We start from the raw sequence: 21,550 nt of genomic DNA, 5'->3' as shown, positions 1-21,550 counted from the left end.
GATTTCGGTTCCGCCCGGTCGTACATTGGCCCTTGCCGGGAGATTCGTTCGGGGCGGAAGAAGGCTCGTCATGGGAGCCGGCCGGAGCGAAAGCGACCTGCGGCGTCGGGTCCGCGGAATTTTTCCGGGTGCGAATCCGCTGCGGCGGCGCACCGACTACTTCGAACCCGTTGCGCTGCTGGTGATCGCGCTAATCGCGGTCGTCATGGTGGTGGCGGCCATCGTCATCGCGCAGTCCGAACTGCGCGATCGGCTCGGCGAGGCGGATCGGGAGCAGGCCGCCAAGCACCAGGTGGTGGCGACGGTCGTCGCGGAGGTCGGTAATTCCGGCGGGAACGCGCAGCGGCCCGTAGCGGTGCGCTGGGGGCAGCCGCCGGACGAGCACTTCGCGGTCATCGGGCTGCCGACGCGAACCCCGGCGGCAGGCACCGTCCCGGTGTGGCTGGACCAGCAAGGTCAGCTGACCGCGCCGCCGCTCACCCGCGCCGAGGCCACCCAAGCTGCCGGGCTGGCCGGGGCGGGCGTGCTGATCTGTTCGGCGATATTCACCGGGTTGGCGTTGGCCGGGGCGAGGTTGTTCGTGACCCGCAGGCGGCTCGCCGCGTGGGGGCCGCGGAGTGGGAGAAGGTCGGGCCCCAGTGGCGAAACCACGCTTCGTGAGCGAAGGCGCACGCGGGCGCTTTGCGCCGCGATGCAGGTTGCGCGCGGTGAAGAAGGGGAAGCGGTTCGGGCCGCTTGCCTGACGTCGAGGCGCAGTTCAGCGTGCTGGATTCGGGCGGAGTGCGCACGCAGAAAACCCCGAGGCACTCGGCCTCGGGGTTTCGCGCGCAGTCACGTCAGCCGCGGACGACCTTGCCGGCTTTCAGGCACGAGGTGCACACGTTCATGCGCTTGCGCTGCGAAAGACCGATCTTGGCGTGCACGGTCTGAATGTTCGGGTTCCACCGGCGCCTGGTCTTCCGGTGGGAGTGCGAGACCGAGTTGCCGAAGCCTGGTCCCTTACCGCAGACGTCGCAGACGGCAGCCACGTCAGACACCCCTTACTTTGCTTGACGGTTACAGCGATGAGAGCCGCAAGCGCATCACCCTCGCCTGAGGGCGCTTGTGTGGCGCTTGCTGTTCACCGCCGTGGCCGGCGGTCTCCCGGAGAGCCCGGTCGCCCGGGGTCATCGCCACCCTGGGACCGGATCAGTCTAGCCCACCGGTTATGGCGCGTTCGGCGGCGGGGGGCCAGCGGCGACGCGGGCCGAACCCGGCGCGGACAGCGACTAGTCTCGGACAATCCGATCCTTGGTGGTTGTGTGGGAGGTCGCGGGTGTTGCGGACGCTGACTGCGGCGGCTGCCCGCCGGTGGGCGGACCTGGCGCTGGCCGCGCTGGTCGCCGAGCGTGATGCGATCGACCGGATCAACGTCTACCCGGTCGCCGACGGCGACACCGGCACCAACCTGCTGCAGACGATGCGCGCGGCGGTGGAAACGCTGGACGCTGTCGAGCCGGACACGCTCGGCGGTGTTCTCGACGCGCTGTCCAAGGGCGCGCTCGGCGGTGCGTGCGGGAACTCGGGCGTGCTGCTGTCGCAGGCCCTGCGCGGTATCGCCGAGTCGCTGCGCGACGTCGCGGAGGCGGACGGCCGAGCGCTCGGCGCGGCGTTGGTCCACGCCGATGGGCTGGCCAGGCAGGCCGTTTCCGAACCCGTCGAGGGCACGGTGCTGTCGGTGTTGCGCACTGCGGCGCGTGCGGCGGCTGGTTCGGACGAGCTGGGATTGGTCGTGCACGAGGCGACTCGCGCGGCTATCGGCGCACTGGCTGCGACCCCCGCGCAGCTCGCGGTGCTCTCCGACGCCGGTGTCGTCGATGCCGGCGGGCGGGGCTTGGTGATCATTCTCGACGCGCTCCATGCGGTGGTTCGCGACGGCGAGTGGCTCGCGCCGAAGGCTCCGGTCCAGGGGGATCCGGGAGTGCTGGAGCACGAGTCGCATTACGAGTACGAGATCATGTACTTGCTCGCCGACACCGACCAGGATCGAGTCTCGGCGCTGCGGGAATCGTTGTGCGGGCTCGGCGACTGCGTGTCCGTGGTCGGTGACGGCGGGGCTTCCTGGGCGGTGCACGTGCACTGCGACGACATCGGCGCGGCGATCGAGGCGGGCATTGGGGCCGGGCGCGTGCACAAGATCAAGGTCACCAGGTTCGCCGACCAGCAGGGCGTTTTCGCCCGGGACGTCGCGGTGCTCGCCTGCGTTCCCGACGGCGCGCTGGGGGAGCTGTTCGCCGCGGAGGGCGCCGACGTGCTGGTCGTCGGCGCGGAGCTGACCGCGGACCGGCTTCGCGAGGCTTTCGATTCGATTGGTGCCGCGCACGTGGTGGTGTTGCCCAACGACGCGGCGACGGCCGCCGTGGTGGAGCGGTCTGGGGTGATCGGCGAGGGGCAGGACGTGGTAGTGGTGCCGATGGCGTCGCCGGTGCAGGGGCTGGCCGCGCTCGCGGTGCACGACCCGAGCCGCCGCCGGGCCGACGACCAGGTGGCGATGGCCGAGGCGGCGGCCGCGACACGGCGCGGCGAGCTGCGCATCGCCGATGCCGAGGCGTTGACCTGGGTTGGCCGTTGCCTGCCCGGTGATGTGCTCGGGTTGATCGACGGCGAGGTCGTGCTCATCGGCAACGACGTGCTGGCCGCGGCCCGCGATCTCGTCACCAGGATGCTCGCCATCGGTGGCGAGCTGCTCACCGCGCTGGTCCAGGCGGATGCCGCGGAGGGGCTGCCGGATGCACTGGCCGAGCACCTCCGACACGCCCATCCCGAGGTGGAATTCGCCTGCTACCCGGGCGGCGACCTCGGCGCCCTGCTCCTCGTCGGCGTCGAGTAGCACCCGTTGCGACCGCTCTGATGTGGTCGTGCTTTTTCTGGTCAGGTCCCGTTAGCGCGTTTTGTGCCATGACACCTGGAGGCACTCGCGGGACCAACCTGCGCAAGCGGTGGATCTGCCGGCCGGTGAGATGCGAATGGTGCTAGCGTCATTAGCATCATGCTGCTTTCATTGGATCTGAACGACCAGCGGCCACTGCATGAGCAAGCCGCCGACGCCATCCGGCGCGCCATCGCCGACGGCGAGGTCGAGCCGGGCGATCGGCTGCCGCCCGCGCGAGACCTGGCAGTCGCGCTCCAGATCAACTCCAACACCGTGCTCCGTGCGCTGCGCCAATTGCGCGAAGAGGGGCTGCTGGAGTTCCGCCGCGGGCGCGGCGTCACGGTGCTGCGCCGCCCGGACGCGCGGGCCGCGCTGCGGCGGCGGCTCGGCGAGCTGCTGGCCGATGCGGGGCGCCACGGCTACCGGCCGGACGACCTCATCGAATGGATCAGACAGGGGGAGGCATGAGGGATCCATCCGCGATTTCCGCGCAGCCCGACAACGGTGTACCACCCGACCCAGGAGGCGAAATGACCTACCGCACCCGGTTCCTGACCGCTTTGGGCCTGTGGGTGGCGGCCGTGACAGCGGTGCTCGTCGTCGGCGCGCTGGCCCTCCTGGACCGGCTGCCGGACCCGATCGCCTCGCACTGGAGCTTCTCCGGAGCGCCCAACGACTCGATGTCGGTCACCGGTTTCCTGATCTTCCTGCTGGTCGGCTGGCTGGCGGTCGGGGTGGGCGCGCTCTGGTACGGCGCGCGGGGCTGGCGGCTGCGGTGCAGCCGTGCCGCCACGGGCGCGATCCTCGGCGCTGCCGGGGTGTTCATCGTCGGCCTGGGTGCGCTGACCGCGTGGGTGAACCTGGACGCCGTCGAGTGGCGGCACGCCGGGTCGCTTAGCTGGCAGGTGGTTCCGATGCTGGCGGCCGCTGTGATCGCCGGCCGCGTCGGCTGGTTCGCCTGCAACCGCGGGCCGGGCGAGGAGCAAGACCTGGCTTCGGGTTCGGAGCTGGCGTTGAAGGCGGGCGAACGCGCGGTGTGGCTGTCGTCGGTGTCGAGCCGGGTGCTCCGCGTGGGCGGCGTCATCGTGCTGCTGGTCGCGGCGGTGACCTTCATCTTCCAGACCTGGCAGGTCGCGCTGGCGCCGCTGCTGGCCGGTGCGGCGTGCCTGGCCATTTCTTCGGCGCGGGTGCAGGTCGACGAGCGAGGGGTGCGAGTCGCGTTCGGGCCGCAGCGCTGGCCCGCACGGCGGATCCGGCTGGCGCAGATCGAGGGCGCGCGGGTCGAGACCCGGCGGGCGCTCGAGGTCGGCGGCTGGGGCTACCGGGTTCTCCCCAGCAGCACCGCGATCATGATGCGCAGCGGCGAGTGCCTGGTCCTGCGGCTGACCTCTGGCCGCGACTTCTACATCAGCGTCGACCACGCCGAACGCGGCGCCGAACTGGTCAACGCGCTGATCACCGAGAGCTCGGCGCTGTGAGTGAGCAACTCAGGGGACATCGCGACCTATGGGTGTACCTGCTCGTCGCGCTGGGCGGTGCGTGGCTGGTGGCGCTGCCGCTGTGGCTCGCGGGCGGCTTGGGAAGCGGTTTCGGTGGCTGGCCAGCATCATGTGGGGCTGGCGCGGCTGGCTGCTGCCCCGGCTGATGGAGTTCGGCACTTGGGCCGCGCTGCTGCACTCCGGCCCGATCTGGGGCGTCTGGCACGCTCCGCTGACGTGCTCGGCTACAACTACCGCAACTCGGCCCCTGGGCGGCGGGCGCTGTTCACCGGGTTCTGCGCGGTGTTCGGGGTGCTGATGGGCTGGCTGCGGCTGTACTCGAGCAGCATTTGGCCAGCGGTGCTGTGTCAGGAGGGCCTTCAACGCCTCCGGCGGGCTGCCGATGCTGCTGGGTTCCGCGGCCGAGCCGCCGAACCTGGTCGTCGCCGGCGCCACCGGCCTGCTCGGTTGGGTGCTGATGGCCGTGCTCGCGCTGTTCGTGATGTGCCAGTGGCCGGTCGCTCGGGCGCAGCAACCGGTCGCGACCGCCTGACCAGCGGTCGGTCCGGTCGGCGATGCCCGGCCGGGCCGAACGGCAGCGGCGGCGTGGCGCTACTGTCGTCACTGGTCGTCGACTGACCCGGGAGCGTCCAGTGAGAGTCCGAAGCCGATATCTGTGGTTCGTCGGTGGCTGGACCTTGCTCGTCGCGCTGCTGATGATCGCGATCCCGCTGCTGCTGCGCACCCGGCTGCCCGAGCCCATCGCGGTCGAGTGGACGTCGTCGGGCGCGCCGGAGAGCTCCAGCTCGCTGCGCGACTTCCTGTTCGACAAGCTCGTCTGGTGGCTGGCGGTCGCCGCGGTGTGGAGCGTCTTCGGGGTCCGAGGGGTGCTGCGGCGGCGTGGCCTGGCCTGGGCCGGGGCGGCGTTGGGCGTCTTCGGCGCGCTGATGCTGGGCACCGTCGTGCTGACCACGCTCACCAACTTGAACGCCTCGGACTTCCGGGACACCGTCGATCTCCACGCGCAGGGCTGGCTGTTGCTGGGTGGCGCGTTCGCGGGTTGGCTGGGGTGGCGGTTGGGCAGCCAGAGTGCGCGGGTCGCCGCCACCGACTGATCGACGAGTCGGTGCCGTCCAGTAACTTGCGGGTGCCTGCCCGGCGGGACGACCGGTGACGATGCGCACGGCGGAGGACAACCAGTGACCACATTGGACGCGAAGCTCGATCGGGTGCTCGGCGCCAAGTCCGGCAAGGCACTCGATTCAGCGCTGGGCTTGGCCACCGTGGGAGATTTGCTGCGCCACTACCCGCGCCGCTACGCCGAGCGCGGCGAGCTGACCGCGATCGCCGGGCTGGAGATCGGCGAGCACGCCACCGTGCTGGCGCAGGTCGAGCGGGTCACCAAGCGCACCATGAAGTCCCGCCGCGGCACCATCGTCGAGGCCCGCATCACCGACGGCCACCGCTCGCTGAGCTGCACGTTCTTCAACCAGGCGTGGCGGGAGCGGGAGCTGCTGCCGGGGCGGCGCGGCATGTTCGCGGGCAAGGTCACCGCCTACCGCAAGCAGCTGCAGCTGGCACACCCGGAGTACCAGCTCTTCGACGCGGAGAAGACCGATCTCGGTTCGGCGGCCGAAGAATTCGCCGCCGCGCTGATCCCGGTCTACCCGGCCGCGCATGGCTTGCCGTCGTGGTCGATCGCGCAGTGCGTGAGCCAGGTGCTGGACGTCTGGGACGGCACCGACGACCCGCTGCCGGTGGAGCTGCGCGACCGCATGGGGCTGGCGGACCTGGAATCGGCGCTGCGCAAGGTCCACCGCCCGCAGAACTTCGGGGAGGTGACGGCCGCGCAGGACCGGTTGAAGTGGGACGAGGCGCTGGCGGTGCAGCTGGCGCTGGCGCAGCTGCGCGGCGCGGCGAAGTCGCATCCGGCGCCGGTGTGCCGGCGGCGCGACGACGGCGTGCTGGCGGCGTTCGACCAGCGGATGCCGTTCGAGCTGACGAAGGGGCAGCGGGAGATCGGCGAGCAGATCGCCGTCGACCTGACCACCGAGCACCCGATGAACCGCCTGGTGCAGGGCGAGGTCGGCAGTGGCAAGACGGTGGTGGCGCTGCGCGCGATGCTGCAGGTGGTGGACTCCGGGCGGCAGGCGGCGATGCTCGCGCCGACCGAGGTGCTCGCCGCGCAGCACGCCCGCTCGCTGCGCGAACTGCTTGGCGACCTGGCGATGGCCGGTGAGCTCGGCGGTGCGGACGACGCCACCCGGGTCACGCTGCTGACCGGTTCGCTGAATGCGGCGCAGCGCAAGAAGGCCTTGCTGGAGGCGGCTTCCGGTGAGGCCGGGATCGTCGTCGGCACGCACGCGCTGATCCAGGACCGGGTGTCGTTCGCCGATCTCGGCCTGGTCGTGGTGGACGAGCAGCACCGCTTCGGCGTTGAGCAGCGCGACGCGTTGCGGGCGCGCGGCGGGGACGGGGTGTCGCCGCACGTGCTCGTGATGACCGCGACACCGATCCCGCGCACGGTGGCGATGACGGTCTACGGCGACCTGGAAACCTCGGCGCTGCGGGAACTTCCGCGCGGTCGCTCGCCGATCAGCACGAGCGTCGTTCCGGTGGCGGAGAAACCGGCTTGGCTGGATCGGGCCTGGGCGCGCGTCCACGAGGAGGTCGCGGCCGGCCACCAGGTCTACGTGGTGTGCCCGCGGATCGGCGATGACGAGGAGAACTCGGTCAAAGGCAAGAAGAAGGCCGCGAAGTCCGCTGTGGACGACAGCGACGGGGGCGGCGAGGAGCCGCCGCCGGAGGAGGGCGAGGAACGGCGGCCGCCGGTGGCGGTGCTCGACGTCGCGGAGCAGCTCGCCGCCGGGCCGCTGGAGGGCCTGCGGCTGGGCATCCTGCACGGCCGGCTGGCTGCGGACGACAAGGACGCGGTGATGCGCGCATTCGCCGCCGGGGAGCTGGACGTGCTGGTCGCCACCACCGTCGTCGAGGTCGGTGTCAACGTGCCGAACGCGACCGTCATGGTGATCATGGATGCCGACCGGTTCGGCGTCAGCCAGCTGCACCAGCTGCGCGGCCGCGTCGGCCGGGGCAGCGCGCCAGGCCTTTGCCTGCTGGTCACCGAGGCGATGGCCGGCACCACCACGCGGGACCGGCTGGACGCGGTTGCCTCCACCACGGACGGCTTCGAGCTCGCCCGCCTGGACCTGGAGCTGCGCCGCGAGGGCGACATCCTCGGCGCGGCGCAGTCCGGCCGGAAGTCGGGCCTGAAGATGCTGTCGCTGCTGCGCGACGAGGACGTGATCGCCCAGGCCAGGGAGGAAGCCGAGCGGGTGGTCGGCGAAGACCCCCAACTGCGGAAGCAGCCGGGGCTGGCCCGGATGGTCGCCGAAGTGGTCGACGCCGACCGCGCCGAGTACCTGGAGAAGAGCTAGGCCTGGTCCGGGCCTTGACCGGACGAGTTGCTCCGCACGCTAGGGCGTTAGGCGGACGGGTAGCTCTTGGTGGCCGTTGGAGATGAATGAGGCCAGCGGGCGCAGCTCGTTCGGAGGCACCGCGAGGGTCAGGTTCGGGAAGCGGTCGAACAGCGCCGGTAGTGCGATCTCCGCTTCCAGCCGAGCCAGCGACGAGCCGAGGCAGAAGTGGACGCCGTGGCCGAAGGCCAGGTGCTCCTTGTCCGGCCGGGTGATGTCGAAGCGGTCCGCGTCGTCGTGCCGGTCCGGGGCTCGCCCGGCCGCTGCGTATGCCGCCACGATCGGTTCACCTTGGCGGATGGTCAGCCCGTCCAGCTCGATGTCCTCGACCGCGTAGCGCAGCGGCAGGTTCGCAACCGGTGCCTGCCAGCGCAGCGTCTCCTCGATCACGTCTTGCCAGGAACAGTGCCCGGTCAATACCAGGTCGAGCTGGTCGCGGTGGGTGAGCAGCGCCGCGATGGCGTGATCGAGGAGATTGACGGTCGTCTCGTGACCGGCCCCCAGCAGTAGAAAGATCATGTCGACCAGTTCGGCCTCGCTGAGCCGCGAGTCGTTCTCGTCTCGGGCCGCCAGCATGGCGCTGACGAGGTCGTCGCCGGGTTCCCGGCTCTTCGCCGCGACTAGCTCGGCCAAGAGCTCCTGCGCCTCGCCCATGCTCGCGGCCATCTCGCCCGGTTCGGTGGTGGTGTCGAAGGTGATGTCGATGATCTGCCGCAGCCGCGTGCGGGACCCGTCATCCGGGAAGCCGACCAGTCTGCAGATCACCCCGATCGGCAGCGAGTAGGCGAACCGTTTGCGGAGGTCGACCGGCGCCCCGCCCGCGTCCGAGGCGAGCTCGTCGAGCAGCGCGGTGACGATTTGCTCGATCTCCGGCCGCAGCGCCGCGATGCGGCGTGCCGTGAACGCGGCGGAGACCAGCGAACGCAGCCGCCGGTGGTCCTGGCCGTAGGCGGTGCCCATGCACTCCACCGCCACCCAGGTCACCAGCGGCCAGTCGGGCCGGATCTCGCCGGCGATCCACGCGGGCCAGTGTTGGCGCGGGTCCTTGGATACCCGCTGATCGGTCAGCAGGCGGCGCAGCAACCCGGGGTCGGTCACGGCCCAGGCCGTGACCTGTCCGGGCAGTTCGATCGGGGTGGCGGGTCCGCGCTCCCGGAGGACGGCGGCCTCGCCGTGGATGTCGGTGGCGTCGGGGTCTAGGACGTGGGGACATCGGAGTGGCATCAGGGTCCTCTAGGGCGAGCGTCGCGGTCGGGCTTCCGGTGGTCGTCCACGATCTTGCCGATATTCGGCGGGCAGTCCAGCCGCCGATCGGGGCAGCGACGTTGGGCGTACGCCATGCCCAGGCGAGAATAAGAGATCGAAAATTCCACAAAAACAAAATTTGGCGTTTTTTCTTTTGGTGCAGACCTTATTTTAAATCTACATTTGAGCAGGTCACCAGGGAGTCGAGGTGTCCATCACCTGGGAGGTCCTCCCGGAAGAAGGAATTTTCGCGGTACTGTGCTCACACCGACCGACACCTGTCCAGGAGGAGCCGGCATGTTCCGCAAGGTCCTCGTCGCGAACCGCGGCGAGATTGCGATCCGCGCGTTCCGCGCCGCGTACGAGCTGGGTGCGGGCACGGTCGCGGTGTTCCCGCACGAAGACCGCAACTCGTTGCACCGCCTGAAAGCCGACGAGTCGTATGAGATCGGCGAACCTGGTCATCCGGTCCGCGCCTACCTGTCCGTCGAAGGGATCGTCAAGGCCGCGCGCCAGGCCGGCGCGGACGCGGTCTACCCCGGTTACGGGTTCCTCTCCGAGAACCCCGAGCTGGCGCGGGCCTGCCAGGAAGCCGGGATCATCTTCGTCGGCCCCAGCCACGAGATCCTGCAGATGACCGGGAACAAGGCGACCGCGGTCGCCGCCGCCCGCGAGGCCGGGGTTCCGGTGCTGGACTCCTCGTCGCCGTCCCGCGACACCGACGAGCTGCTGGCCGCCGCCGAGAACATGACGTTCCCGGTGTTCGTGAAGGCTGTCGCCGGCGGTGGCGGGCGCGGCATGCGCCACGTCGAGGCGGTGTCCGGGCTGCGCGAGGCGCTGGAAGCGGCTATGCGCGAGGCCGAATCGGCCTTCGGCGACCCGACGGTCTTCCTGGAGCAGGCGGTCATCAACCCGCGGCACATCGAGGTGCAGATCCTCGCCGACGCCGCGGGCAACGTGATCCACCTCTACGAGCGGGACTGCTCGGTGCAGCGCCGCCACCAGAAGGTCATCGAGATCGCCCCGGCGCCCAACCTCGACCCGCAGCTGCGGGAGCGGATCTGCGCCGACGCGGTCGCCTTCGCACGCAAGATCGGCTACGTCAACGCGGGCACCGTGGAGTTCCTGGTCGACGAGCAGGGCCGGCACGTGTTCATCGAGATGAACCCGCGCATCCAGGTCGAGCACACGGTCACCGAGGAGGTCACCGACGCCGACTTGGTCCAGTCGCAGATGCGCATCGCCGCAGGTGAGACGCTCGAAGACCTCGGCATGACGCAGGACTCGATCCGGTTGCGCGGCGCCGCCCTGCAATGCCGCATCACCACCGAGGACCCGGCCAACGGGTTCCGCCCGGACACCGGAATGATCAGCGCCTACCGCTCGCCGGGCGGCGCGGGCATCCGGCTCGACGGCGGCACCGCGTTCGCCGGCACCAGTGTCAACGCGCACTTCGACTCGATGCTGGTGAAGCTCTCCTGCCGGGGCCGCGACTTCGCCACCGCCGTCGCGCGGGCCCGCCGCGCGGTAGCCGAGTTCCGGATCCGCGGCGTATCCACGAACATCCCGTTCCTGCAGGCCGTGCTGGAGGACCCAGACTTCGCCGCGGGCAAGGTCACCACCTCGTTCATCGGCGAGCGGCCGCACCTGCTCACCGCCCGCCACTCCGCCGACCGCGGCACCCGACTGCTGAACTACCTCGCCGACGTGACGGTCAACCGGCCCAACGGCAAGCGCCCGACAACCCCGGACCCGGCGTACAAGCTGCCGGAGATCGACCTGTCGGTCGCCCCGGCGGCCGGTTCGAAGCAGCGCCTCACCGAGCTCGGTCCGGAAGGTTTCGCCCGCTGGCTGCGGGAATCCAAGGCCGTCGGCGTCACCGACACCACCTTCCGGGACGCTCACCAGTCGCTGCTGGCGACCCGGGTGCGTACCAAGGACCTGCTCGCGGTCGCGCCGCACGTAGCGCGGATGACGCCGGAGCTGCTTTCCCTGGAGTGCTGGGGCGGCGCGACCTACGACGTGGCGCTGCGGTTCCTCGCCGAGGACCCGTGGGAGCGGTTGGCGAAGTTGCGCGAGGCGGTGCCCAACATCTGCCTGCAGATGCTTCTGCGCGGGCGCAACACGGTCGGCTACACGCCTTACCCGACCGAGGTGACCGAGCACTTCGTGCAGGAGGCCACCGACACCGGCATCGACATCTTCCGCATCTTCGACGCGCTCAACGACGTCGAGCAGATGCGCCCGGCGATCGAGGCAGTGCGGGCCACCGGCAAGTCCATCGCCGAGGTGGCGCTGTGCTACACGGCCGACCTGTCCAACCCGGACGAGAAGCTGTACACACTGGATTACTACCTGCGACTGGCGGAGCAGATCGTCGGTGCCGGTGCGCATGTGCTGGCCATCAAGGACATGGCCGGGCTGCTGCGCGCGCCGGCGGCGGCGAAGCTGGTTTCCGCGCTGCGCAAGGAATTCGACCTGCCGGTGCACCTTCACACCCACGACACGCCGGGCGGCCAGCTGGCCACCTATCTTGCGGCCGTCCAGTCCGGTGTGGACGCGGTGGACGCCGCGTCGGCGTCGTTGGCCGGCACGACCTCGCAGCCCGCGCTGTCGTCGGTGGTCGCCGCCACCGACTACACCGAGCAGGCCACCGGGCTGGACCTGCAGGCGGTGTGCGACCTGGAGCCTTACTGGGAGTCGGTGCGCAAGGTCTACCAGCCTTTCGAGGCGGGTCTGGCCTCGCCGACCGGGCGCGTGTACAAGCACGAGATCCCCGGCGGCCAGCTGTCGAACCTGCGCACCCAGGCGGTCGCGCTCGGGCTGGGCGACAAGTTCGAGGAGATCGAGGCGATGTACGCCGCGGCCGACCGGATCCTCGGCCGGCTGGTCAAGGTGACCCCGTCGTCGAAGGTTGTCGGCGATCTGGCGCTGCACCTGGTGGGCGCCGGGGTGGACCCGTCCGACTTCGAGGCCGACCCGCGGAAGTTCGACATCCCGGACTCGGTGATCGGGTTCCTGCAGGGCGAGCTCGGCGACCCGCCGGCGGGCTGGCCGGAGCCGTTCCGCACGCGGGCCCTGGCGGGCCGCACCGCGGTGCGCAAGGTCGCGGAACTGTCCGAAGAGGACCGGGCCGGGCTGGAGTCGAACCGCCGGGGCACCTTGAACCGGTTGATGTTCGCGAAGCCGACCAAGGAGTTCACCGAGCACCGCGAGGCGTTCGGCGACACTTCCCTGCTGCGCAGCAAGGACTTCTTCTACGGCCTGCGGCCGGGGGAGGAGTACTCGGTGGACCTGGAGCCGGGCGTGCGGCTGCTCATCGGGCTGGAGGCGATCAGCGAGCCCGACGAGCGCGGCATCCGCACCGTCATGGCGGTCCTCAACGGCCAGCTGCGACCGATCCAGGTCCGCGACCGCTCGGTGGCCACGGACCTGCCGATCGCTGAGAAGGCCGACCGGTCCAACCCCGGCCACGTGCCTGCCCCGTTCGCGGGCGTGGTGACGCTGTCGGTCGCGGAGGGCGACGCGGTGGAGGCGGGCCAGACCATCGCCACCATCGAGGCGATGAAGATGGAGGCCGCGATCACGGCACCGCAGGGCGGCCGCGTCAAGCGCCTGGCGATCGGAGCGGTCCAGCAGGTCGAAGGCGGAGACCTGATCATCGAACTCGGCTGACCGACCGCAACCGACGCGGGCCGTCCTGTCTCATGGGGTGGCCCGCGTTCGGCGTTTCAGGGGCGGAACGGGTTCTCGTCAGGAGGTTCCCGAACCGACAGTGGTGCGGGAGAACGCGCCATCCGCGCTGGTGGACGCCAAAGGCGGGATCTGGCACCCGGCCAGCGCGTTCGCGATGCGGCCAGCGATCGAGAAGGCCTGCTCCCGGTGCCCAGCGGAACCGGCCGCGCGCTGCCGGTTCCGGGCCGGTGTCGAAGATGGACGATGCGAACGCGCGCTCCTTGCGTTGGAACCACTCGGAGACCCCGCGGGCGTTGGCCGCCTGCACTGGCGCTTCGTCGATGCTAGCGCCAGCCGGCAGCCGATGACGCCGGCGAAGCCGCGTGCCAGGGCTGTTGCCGCGGTGCCGATCGACCACCAGACGACCGCGCCGCCCGAGCGCGTGAAGGGCGCCGCTGACCGACTACGCCGGTCGGCGGCGCCCCTCACCCGGAACGAAACTGCCCCGGCTGGGCTGGGATTACGGGGTTTCGAGGACCGTGAGGAGTTGGGTGGCCCGGCTCAGGGCGACGTAGAGGGCCCGGCGGCCGGTGCTGGATTCCGCAGCAAGGCCGTCCGGATCGACGACCACCACGGCGTCGTACTCCATGCCCTTGGCCTCCAGGCTGCCGACCACGCGGAGCCGGTCGGAGCCCGCTTCCGAGCCGTCCACAGTGGATAGCCATTCGCGGACTTCGTCGCGGCGGGCCATCGTGGTGATCACGCCGACCGTGCCCTCGGCCGCCGCCACCAGCTCCGCCGCGGCGGTTCGCGTCTCCCGCGGCAGCTCGTCCGCGGCCACCTCGCGCACCGCCGGGTCGATTCCGGTGGTGCGCACCGCGACCGGCAGGTCCTCGGCCGGTACCAGGTCGCGGACCGCATCGGCGGCGACGGCGAAGATCTCCGCCGAGTTCCGGTAGTTGGTGCGCAGCGTGAACCGGCGGTGCGTGCGCTGCTCGCTCAGGGCTTCCTCCCGCGCCGCTGCGGCCTCCGCCGGATCGGGCCACGACGACTGGACCGGATCGCCCACGATCGTCCAGCTCGCGTGCCGCCCACGGCGACCCACCATGCGCCACTGCATCGGCGAGAGGTCCTGCGCCTCGTCGATCACCACGTGCGCGTACTCGTCGTAGTTGACCGCGCGGCGCGACTTCTCCGCGTCCGGGTCGGTGCGGCGCCGCTTCGGCGGCGGCCCGGCCAGCACCCGCAGCTCGTCGATCAGCGCGATGTCGGCGACCGTCCACTCGGTCACCTCGGTCCACGACTTGGCCAGCAGGTCGACCTCCTCGACCGACAGCAACCGGCGGGCGGCCTGGGACAGCCGCGCCGGGTCGGACAGCCAGCGCAACACCTGCATCGGGTACAGCGGCGGCCACCAGGCGACCAGGAACCGGTGGAACTCGATGCGGTCGCCGATCTCGGTGATCAACTGTTCGCGGTCCGGCTGGAAGTCCTCATCGGCGGCCTGCTTCGCCTTCTGCCACAGGGCTTCGAGCAACGCGTCGGCCGCCCGCATTCGGGACCGGTTGGGCTGCCCGCCCTTGCCGTGCAGCCCGCGGCGGATCCGCTTCAGGTCGTCGGCCTGCAGCTTCAGCACCGTGCCCCGGTAGAACATCCGCAGCTGCTCCGGCGCATCCGGCGGCGGCAACCGCAGCGCCCGCCGGAGCACCTTCACCATCCGCGACGAGCCCTTGACCTCCGCCGTGCGCGGATCGTCGATCTTGGCCGTGCCCATCCCGTCCAGCACCTCGCCGAGCGCCCGCAGTTCGACATTGTGCTCGCCCATCGACGGCAGCACGCGCGAGATGTAGGACATGAACACCGGCGACGGCCCTACCACCAGCACGCCGGGCCCGCCGAGCCGGCGCTGGTCGCGGTAGAGCAGGTAGGCGGCGCGGTGCAGCGCCACCGCGGTCTTGCCGGTGCCCGGCCCGCCGGTGATCTCGGTGACCCCGCCCTCGGGCGCCCGGATCGCGTCGTCCTGTTCCTTCTGGATGGTGGCGACGATGTTGCGCATCGAATCGCCGCGCGACCGGGTCAGCGCCGCCATCAGCGCGCCGTCGCCGATCATCCGCATGTCCGCCGGCGCCCGGTCCGGGTCCAGCAGGTCGTCGGAGAGGTCGACGACCTGCTCGCGGGAGGAGCGGATCACCCTGCGGCGCACCACCTCCAGCGGCTGCTCGGGCGTGGCCTGGTAGAACGCCGCCGCCAGCGGGGCCCGCCAGTCCACCAGCAGGTTGTCGAACTGCGGGTCGCGGATGCCCAACCGGCCGATGTGCACGGCATCACCGTCGGCGAAATCCAGGCGGCCGAACACGAGTCCCTCGGACTCCGCGTTCAACGCCTGCAGCGTACGGTTCGCGTGGTAGAGCATCACGTCGCGCTCGTTGAGCGCCTCGGGCGTGGCCTCCTGCCCGTACTCGTAGCTCTTGTCGCGCATCGCCTCGGCTTCGGCGCGCAACTCGTCGAGCCGGGCGTAAACCCGATCGACATGCTGCTGCTCGACCGCGATCTCGGCCTGCTTGATGGACGCTTCGGACACTTGTGTCGTTCTCCCCGTCTGGCGCAGTGGGCAGACCAGTCAGCCTACGACCCGCCGCGGTGCCGGTTTGCTGCTCCCAGGAGCTAAGAACCCACGTACCCAGGCGTAAACTCCCATGCACAACGCTGGGCCGTCCTCGCCAGGCGATGTCTGAGAACTCTGGCGTCTGAGAACCTTGGCGATGTCTGAGAACCTGCGGCGGTGCCAGTTGCGCCGGTGGGAAAAGCGAATCGGCCGATGCCGCTTGCCCGACGCCGTTTCCCAGACGTTGCCTGGTGCGTGGGCGGACTTCGAGGCCCGCGGCGCATCGGTCGGTAGGGCGTGCGCGACGATGGTCGGGTGACGCGGATCGTAGCCGGAAGTGTGGGCGGGCGGCGCATCGAGGTGCCCCCGCGCGGCACCAGACCCACCTCGGAGCGGGTGCGGGAAGCCCTGTTCAGCGCGCTGGAATCGGTCATCGAGCTGACCGGCGCGCGGGTGCTCGACCTCTACGGCGGCTCCGGGGCGCTCGGCCTCGAAGCCCTGTCTCGCGGCGCAGGCCACGCCACCTTCGTCGAGTCCGACCGGCGCGCCGCCCAGCTGTTGCGCCGCAACGCCGCATCGCTGGGGTTCCGCGAGGTCCGGGTGGAGCAGGCGAAGGCCGAGACCCTGATCGGCACCCCGACCGCGCAGCCCTTCGACGTGGTGCTGGCGGACCCGCCCTACGACCTCGCGCCCGAGCAGCTGCAGCGCGTGCTGGTCGGGCTGGTCCAAAACGGCTGGACCGCGCCGGAGAGCCTCGTGATCGTCGAGCGCGCGGTGCGCAGCGGCGAACCGGACTGGCCGCCGCCCCTCCACGCGATGCGCAGCAAGCGCTACGGGGACACCGCGGTGCACTGGGCCGTGCACGAGGAGCCGTGAACGAGCGGTGACCCGCGCCACGCGCTCGTGGGTGCATCCGCGAACGGCTGCTAACGTGCCAGGTCATGAGGCGTGCCGTGTGTCCAGGCTCCTACGACCCGGTGACGAACGGTCATCTGGACATCATCGAGCGAGCGTCGAAGCTGTTCGACGAGGTCGTCGTCGCGGTGCTCATCAACAAGAACAAGAAGAGCCTCTTCACCGTCGAGGAGCGGCTGGAGATGCTGCGCGAGGTCACCGCCCAGTGGCCCAACGTGCGCATCGACGCCTGGCACGGCCTGCTCGTGGACTACTGCAAAGCGCACGAAATCGGCGCGATCGTCAAGGGCCTGCGCGCGGTTAGCGACTTCGACTACGAACTGCAGATGGCGCAGATGAACCAGCAGCTGTCCGGGGTCGAGACGATGTTCATGTCCACCAACCCCTTGTACAGCTTCCTGGCTAGCTCGCTGGTCAAGGAGGTCGCCACCTACGGCGGCGACGTTTCGAACCTGCTGCCGCCGAAGATCGAGCAGCGGCTCCGCCAGCGGCTGGCCGAGCGCAGCTGAGCGGCACCGCTTCCGCACCCCAGAGCCGCACGGCATCCGGGTCGCCCGCGTTGCTACGCCGTTCGGATTAGCGCGTGTCCTTCGACCGTGCCCTATGACATTTCGGGTTCACGTCAACTTCAGTGCGTGAACAGGTCGTCGACGTAGCGTGATCGACCATGAATCGGATCACGTCGAAGACAGTGCAGATCCTGTTGGCCGGTCTTATCGCGGTCGTAGGCCTGGTCGGGTTCCAGGCGAGCGCCCTGTCCGCCGCGCCGACCGCGCCCGTCGCGCAGGTGCCGTGCCGGGACACCTCCGGCTTCCAGAAGGTCGACCTCTCCGCCCTGCCCAAGGAGGCGACCGACACGGTCAACCTGATCAAGCAGGGCGGCCCCTACCCGTACCCGCAGGACGGCCAGGTCTTCTCGAACCGGGAAGGCACCCTGCCGAAGTGCGACAGCGGGTACTACCACGAGTACACCGTCAAGACGCCTGGCAGCGACGACCGCGGCGCGCGCCGCTTCGTGGTCGGCAACGGCGGCGAGTACTTCTACACCGAAGACCACTACGACAGCTTCCGGCTGACCAACATCAACGCGTAGTTCCGCGAGCCGTGCGCGTCCCGGGATGCCCGGGCGCGCACGAGTGCGTTCGGGGGCTTGACACGCGGATACCGGATTTCCCCCGCCAGTCTGCCCAGCGCGGGCAGACTAATAGCAGAACAACCCATGATCGGCGGCTGCGGGTGTTCTGACATGCTTGCTGGTGCGGCGGCTACGACGGCAGGGAGATCAAGGTGTACCGGGTGTTCGAGGCGCTCGACGAGCTGGTCACGATCGTCGAGGAAGCGCGTGGCGTGCCCATGACGTCGGGGTGCGTGGTGCCCCGCGGCGACGTGCTGGAGCTGCTCGACGACGTGCGGGACGCGATCCCGCAGGAACTCGACGACGCCCAGGATGTCCTCGACCACCGCGACGAGGTGGTGTCCACCGCCGAGGCGCAGGCCGACAAGTCGGTCACCGACGCCCGCAACGAGGCCGACCGCACGATCGCCGCGGCGCGAGCCCAGGCGGAGCAGCTGCTCGCCGACGCCCGCGAGCAGGCCGACGAGCTGATGGCCGAGGCGCGGGCGCAGGCAGAGCAGGCAGTGACCGCCGGCCGCCGCGAGTACGAGGACTACGTCGGCCGCGCCCAGTCCGAGGCCGACCGCATGGTGCAGGCCGGTCGTGCCGCCTACGAGCAGTCGGTGCACGAGGGAAAGGCGGAACAGGCCCGGCTGGTCGCCGACACCGAGGTCGTGCAGTCGGCGAACACCGAGGCCAAGCGGATCGTCGACGAGGCCAAAGAGGACGCCGAGCGGCTGCGCAGCGAGTGCGACGCCTACGTCGACTCCCGCCTGGCCGACTTCGAAGACCTGCTCGGCCGCACGCTTCGCACCGTCGGAAAGGGTCGCCAGCAGCTGCGCAGCCCGATGGGCGCCCCGTTCGACTACGAGGAGTGGAACGCCGGAAACAACACCGGTGCAAACTGATCTTTTCCCGTCCTCCGCAGCGGATTCGCCGCGGAGGGGCTGGTGTCGCGGGCGGACCGCTGTCGCGTACCCTGGGAAAGCTGGCTGGGGATGATGCGCAGCTGTTCATCCACCAATGCCGCACCACCTGCCCTGTTGAATTGACCACCGAAACTTGTGATGTCTAAGAACCATGCAGCGCGCACCGCGCACGTCGGCCCTTGGGTGATCGACACCCGGGAGATCGGTTACCGGGCCGGCAGCAGCCGCGCCTACACGCGCAGTGCCCCGGCACCGGCCGGGTTCGGGTTGGACATGATCAAGGTGCCCGAGGGCGAGCCGGTCGAGCTCGACCTACTGGCCGAGTCGGTGGTGGAGGGCGTGCTCGTGTCGGGCACCGCCGTGGCCACCTTGGCCGGCGGGTGCGTCCGATGCCTGGACCCGATCTCCGACGAGGTCGAGGTGGAGGTGCGGGAACTGTTCGCCTACCCGGACAGCGCAACAGACGCCAGCACCGATGACGACGAGATGGAGCGGGTCGTGGATGACCTGATCGACCTCGAATCGGTGGTGCGGGACGCGATGTTGCTATCGCTGCCTTCGGCGCCGTTGTGCTCGCCGGACTGCCCGGGCCTGTGCACCGGGTGTGGCGTGAAGTGGGCCGAACTCGCCCCCGATCACACGCATGAGACCATTGATCCTCGCTGGGCTGCACTGCAAGAGCGGCTCGGCGGGACCGAGGAGGAGAAGTAGTCGTGGCCGTCCCGAAGCGCAAGATGTCCCGGGCCAACACCCGTCACCGCCGGTCGCAGTGGAAGACCTCGGCGCCGACGCTGGTGCAGTGCTCCAACCGGGCCTGCCGTCAGCAGAAGCTGCCGCACGTGGTCTGCCCGGCCTGCGGCCAGTACGACGGCCGCCAGGTCGTCCAGTCCGCCTGATCGGCGGCCGCGTAGTGGGGGGAAAGCAGTCACGGGCCCGGAAGGTCGATCGGGCTCCGCTGGTGGCAGCGCTCGGCGTCGAGCTCGACGCCGAGCTGCTCACCCTTGCACTCACCCACCGCTCGTACGCCTACGAGAACGGCGGTCTGCCGCCGAACGAGCGGCTGGAGTTCCTCGGGGATGCGGTACTCGGCCTGGTGATCACCGATCACCTGTACACCGAGCACCCGGACCTGCCCGAGGGGCAGCTCGCGAAGCTCCGCGCCAGCGTGGTCAACATGCATGCGCTGGCCGGCGTCGCCCGCGGGCTCGGTGAGGGCGGTCTGGGCGAGTACCTGCTGCTGGGCAGGGGCGAGGAGCTCACGGGGGGACGGGACAAGGCGAGCATCCTCGCGGACGGTCTGGAAGCCGTGCTCGGCGCCGTTTACCTGGCGAAGGGCATCGGCGTCGCCCGCGATGTGGTACACCGGCTGTTCCAACCGCTGCTGGCCGAGGCGCCGCAGCGCGGTGCCGGGCTGGACTGGAAGACGAGCCTGCAGGAGCTGACCGCGTCGACCGGGCTCGGCGTGCCCGAGTACCGGGTCGAGGAGCAGGGGCCGGACCACCGCAAGGAGTTCAGCGCCTACGTGGCGGTCGGCGGGCAGACCTACGGTCGCGGTGACGGCCGCACCAAGAAGGAAGCCGAGCAGAAGGCCGCCGAGGCGGCCTGGCGGCAGCTCTCCGAGCAGCAGACCACCGAAGACGCCGAGACGACGCCCTCCGCGTAGCGCCGCCTGCCGGGCCCGCGCGAGCGGGGAGGCGGGGCCGCGCGCCGGGGTTCGGTGCGGGTGGTCGAAGATGTTTTCGTGCCTGAGTTGCCTGAGGTCGAGGTCGTCCGGCGTGGTGTCGCCGAACATGCGGTCGGTCGAACGTTGTCCAGCGTCGAGGTTGCGCATCCGCGCGCGGTGCGTCGGCACGTGCCCGGTCCGGATGATTTCGCAGGTCGGCTTGCCGGGCGTTGCCTGAGCGCGGCGCGGCGGCGCGGCAAGTACCTGTGGCTGGAGCTCGGTGATGAGGCCGGTTCGCCCGATTCCGGCGGTGAAGCCCTGGTAGTGCACCTGGGGATGAGCGGTCAGCTGATCGTGCAACCCGGCAACACCCAGGACGAGAAGCACCTGCGGGTGCGGTTGCGGTTCGCCGACGGCGGGCCGGAGCTGCGGTTCGTCGACCAGCGCACCTTCGGCGGCCTGCACCTGGCCGATCTGGTCGAGGTGGACGGGATCGCGTTGCCGAAGCCGGTGGCGCACATCGCGCCCGACCCGCTGGAGCAGGTCTTCGACGTGGACGCGGTGGCCACTCGGTTGCGGTCGCGGCGCACCGGGATCAAGCGGGCATTGCTCGACCAGAGCCTGGTTTCCGGAGTCGGCAACATCTACGCGGACGAGGCGCTCTGGCGAGCCAAGCTGCACTGGGCGCGGCCCACGGCGACCTTGACGCGTCCCAAGATCCGCGAGTTGTTCGGTGCCGTCACCGATGTCATGCAGGAAGCGTTGCAGGTCGGCGGCACCTCGTTCGACGCCTTGTACGTCAACGTGAACGGCGAGTCCGGTTACTTCGACCGCTCGTTGGCGGTGTACGGGCAGGCGGGGTGCCCGTGTCCGCGGTGCGGGGCCTCGGTGCGGCGTGACGCGTTCATGAACCGCTCTTCCTACACCTGCCCGGTGTGCCAGCCGAAGCCCCGCAACGCCCACCTCTGAGCACGTGGAACCGCGCTGGTCCTAGCCCTCGATGCGGCCGAAGCCGTTGTAGCCGACCAGCAGGTTCCAGACCGTATTGGTCCGTGCTGCCGCCCACGTACGGCCGGGAGCCCGGCGCGGTCAGGTCCATAATGGTCAGCCAGGCGAAGCTCCGGCGCACCACGTGGTGCACGATCCAGATCGTCAGCACCCCGGCCAGCGCCTGCGGCAGCAGCAAGCTCCAGGTGTTGAAGCCGAACGCGCGGGCGGAAAGTGCCTGCATCCACAGCGCCAGCGGCGGCTTGTCGACGGTGGCACGAACCCGCGTCCGGTGCGCCGAAGAAAAACGCTTGCCAGCTTTGGCTCATGCCGAGCACCGCCGCCGATTAGTAGGTGTTGGCCCACCTCGTTGATCGACAGCGACCAGGTGCCGAGGAATGCCGACACGGCGAGCACCGTCCACAGGGGCCGGCCGGGCCCACCCAGGGTCATCTCGTGTTGCGTCCTGGAAGCTGGACCAGGCCAGCGGGTGAGAGTCCCGTCCGGGTAGGCACCGGAGCGCCCGGTAGCAGGCCCCAGTCTGTCGGGGAG

Annotated in this window: 22 protein-coding genes and 1 pseudogene; 18 read left to right on the top strand and 5 right to left on the bottom strand. The window is 70.2% G+C overall.

Features of this window, described 5'->3' with window-relative positions; all coding sequences use genetic code 11:
* Nucleotides 1-70: 70 nt before the first annotated feature.
* A pseudogene (locus ACWDKQ_RS18095) lies at nt 71-547 on the top strand (Rv1733c family protein); the annotation flags it as partial.
* Here the strand turns inward: ACWDKQ_RS18095 and ACWDKQ_RS18090 are convergent.
* Complete coding sequence (locus ACWDKQ_RS18090) at nt 457-651, bottom strand: hypothetical protein (RefSeq protein WP_450139885.1); 195 nt, start codon at nt 649-651, stop codon at nt 457-459. The pseudogene ACWDKQ_RS18095 and the gene ACWDKQ_RS18090 sit on opposite strands and share 91 nt — an antisense overlap.
* Before the next feature lie 185 nt (nt 652-836).
* Nucleotides 837-1,028 (bottom strand): 50S ribosomal protein L28, encoded by a 192-nt coding sequence (rpmB, locus tag ACWDKQ_RS18085; protein WP_242191380.1) that lies wholly within the window; start codon nt 1,026-1,028, stop codon nt 837-839.
* A gap of 287 nt (nt 1,029-1,315) precedes the next feature.
* Between rpmB and ACWDKQ_RS18080 the strand changes: the two genes are divergently transcribed.
* The 8 genes from ACWDKQ_RS18080 to recG all read left to right on the top strand — a co-directional run bounded on the left by ACWDKQ_RS18080 (nt 1,316) and on the right by recG (nt 7,826).
* A complete protein-coding gene (locus tag ACWDKQ_RS18080; RefSeq protein WP_450139884.1) occupies nt 1,316-2,869 on the top strand; it encodes a DAK2 domain-containing protein in 1,554 nt (517 codons plus the stop codon).
* A 159-nt stretch (nt 2,870-3,028) separates the two neighbouring features.
* On the top strand, nt 3,029-3,379 hold the full coding sequence (locus ACWDKQ_RS18075) for a GntR family transcriptional regulator (RefSeq protein ID WP_450139883.1): 351 nt from the start codon (nt 3,029-3,031) through the stop codon (nt 3,377-3,379).
* Between the two features lie 62 nt (nt 3,380-3,441).
* Nucleotides 3,442-4,389 (top strand): DUF1648 domain-containing protein, encoded by a 948-nt coding sequence (locus ACWDKQ_RS18070; RefSeq protein ID WP_450139882.1) that lies wholly within the window; start codon nt 3,442-3,444, stop codon nt 4,387-4,389.
* Complete coding sequence (locus tag ACWDKQ_RS18065; RefSeq protein ID WP_450139910.1) at nt 4,386-4,556, top strand: hypothetical protein; 171 nt, start codon at nt 4,386-4,388, stop codon at nt 4,554-4,556. Before ACWDKQ_RS18070 ends, ACWDKQ_RS18065 begins: the two co-directional genes overlap by 4 nt.
* On the top strand, nt 4,520-4,708 hold the full coding sequence (locus tag ACWDKQ_RS18060) for a CPBP family glutamic-type intramembrane protease (protein ID WP_450139908.1): 189 nt from the start codon (nt 4,520-4,522) through the stop codon (nt 4,706-4,708). Before ACWDKQ_RS18065 ends, ACWDKQ_RS18060 begins: the two co-directional genes overlap by 37 nt.
* A gap of 84 nt (nt 4,709-4,792) precedes the next feature.
* Nucleotides 4,793-4,942 (top strand): hypothetical protein, encoded by a 150-nt coding sequence (locus tag ACWDKQ_RS18055; RefSeq protein ID WP_450139881.1) that lies wholly within the window; start codon nt 4,793-4,795, stop codon nt 4,940-4,942.
* A 100-nt stretch (nt 4,943-5,042) separates the two neighbouring features.
* Entirely contained in the window at nt 5,043-5,504 is a 462-nt protein-coding gene (locus ACWDKQ_RS18050) for a hypothetical protein (RefSeq protein WP_450139880.1), read from the top strand.
* Between the two features lie 84 nt (nt 5,505-5,588).
* Nucleotides 5,589-7,826 carry an ATP-dependent DNA helicase RecG gene (recG, locus tag ACWDKQ_RS18045; RefSeq protein WP_450139879.1) on the top strand — a complete coding sequence of 746 codons (2,238 nt, stop codon included), beginning with the start codon at nt 5,589-5,591 and terminating at the stop codon, nt 7,824-7,826.
* 39 nt (nt 7,827-7,865) lie between these two features.
* On the opposite strand, the gene ACWDKQ_RS18040 is transcribed toward recG, so the two are convergent.
* Nucleotides 7,866-9,089, bottom strand: coding sequence for a cytochrome P450 family protein (locus ACWDKQ_RS18040; protein WP_450139878.1), 1,224 nt, complete (start codon nt 9,087-9,089; stop codon nt 7,866-7,868).
* A 318-nt stretch (nt 9,090-9,407) separates the two neighbouring features.
* On the opposite strand from ACWDKQ_RS18040, the gene ACWDKQ_RS18035 reads away from it, so the two are divergent.
* The gene (locus ACWDKQ_RS18035; RefSeq protein WP_450139877.1) at nt 9,408-12,785 is read left to right on the top strand and encodes a pyruvate carboxylase; all 3,378 of its coding nucleotides are present in this window, start codon (nt 9,408-9,410) and stop codon (nt 12,783-12,785) included.
* Between the two features lie 520 nt (nt 12,786-13,305).
* On the opposite strand, the gene ACWDKQ_RS18030 is transcribed toward ACWDKQ_RS18035, so the two are convergent.
* Complete coding sequence (locus tag ACWDKQ_RS18030; protein WP_450139876.1) at nt 13,306-15,366, bottom strand: HelD family protein; 2,061 nt, start codon at nt 15,364-15,366, stop codon at nt 13,306-13,308.
* 339 nt (nt 15,367-15,705) lie between these two features.
* Here ACWDKQ_RS18030 and rsmD point away from each other — a divergent pair, with 339 nt between their 5' ends.
* From rsmD to mutM, 8 genes are all read left to right on the top strand, one after another.
* Nucleotides 15,706-16,266 (top strand): 16S rRNA (guanine(966)-N(2))-methyltransferase RsmD, encoded by a 561-nt coding sequence (gene rsmD, locus ACWDKQ_RS18025; RefSeq protein ID WP_450139875.1) that lies wholly within the window; start codon nt 15,706-15,708, stop codon nt 16,264-16,266.
* Between the two features lie 65 nt (nt 16,267-16,331).
* A complete protein-coding gene (gene coaD / locus ACWDKQ_RS18020) occupies nt 16,332-16,814 on the top strand; it encodes a pantetheine-phosphate adenylyltransferase (protein ID WP_450139874.1) in 483 nt (160 codons plus the stop codon).
* A 158-nt stretch (nt 16,815-16,972) separates the two neighbouring features.
* A complete protein-coding gene (locus ACWDKQ_RS18015; protein ID WP_450139873.1) occupies nt 16,973-17,398 on the top strand; it encodes a ribonuclease domain-containing protein in 426 nt (141 codons plus the stop codon).
* A 194-nt stretch (nt 17,399-17,592) separates the two neighbouring features.
* Entirely contained in the window at nt 17,593-18,327 is a 735-nt protein-coding gene (locus ACWDKQ_RS18010; protein ID WP_450139872.1) for a DivIVA domain-containing protein, read from the top strand.
* Nucleotides 18,328-18,486: 159 nt separating this feature from the next.
* Nucleotides 18,487-19,059, top strand: a complete 573-nt coding sequence (locus tag ACWDKQ_RS18005) for a YceD family protein (protein WP_450139871.1) — start codon at nt 18,487-18,489, stop codon at nt 19,057-19,059.
* A gap of 2 nt (nt 19,060-19,061) precedes the next feature.
* On the top strand, nt 19,062-19,244 hold the full coding sequence (gene rpmF, locus ACWDKQ_RS18000) for a 50S ribosomal protein L32 (RefSeq protein ID WP_450139870.1): 183 nt from the start codon (nt 19,062-19,064) through the stop codon (nt 19,242-19,244).
* Between the two features lie 14 nt (nt 19,245-19,258).
* Nucleotides 19,259-20,011, top strand: a complete 753-nt coding sequence (rnc, locus tag ACWDKQ_RS17995) for a ribonuclease III (RefSeq protein WP_450139869.1) — start codon at nt 19,259-19,261, stop codon at nt 20,009-20,011.
* A gap of 78 nt (nt 20,012-20,089) precedes the next feature.
* A complete protein-coding gene (gene mutM / locus ACWDKQ_RS17990) occupies nt 20,090-20,980 on the top strand; it encodes a bifunctional DNA-formamidopyrimidine glycosylase/DNA-(apurinic or apyrimidinic site) lyase (protein ID WP_450139868.1) in 891 nt (296 codons plus the stop codon).
* Here mutM and ACWDKQ_RS17985 read toward each other — a convergent pair.
* Nucleotides 20,916-21,254 (bottom strand): glycosyltransferase family 39 protein, encoded by a 339-nt coding sequence (locus tag ACWDKQ_RS17985; RefSeq protein ID WP_450139907.1) that lies wholly within the window; start codon nt 21,252-21,254, stop codon nt 20,916-20,918. The genes mutM and ACWDKQ_RS17985 overlap by 65 nt on opposite strands.
* Between the last annotated feature and the right edge of the window lie 296 nt (nt 21,255-21,550).

Source organism: Saccharopolyspora sp. NPDC000995 (assembly GCF_053599315.1).
Note: the sequence above shows the minus strand (reverse complement) of the source record. Positions and strands in the feature narration are given on the sequence as shown.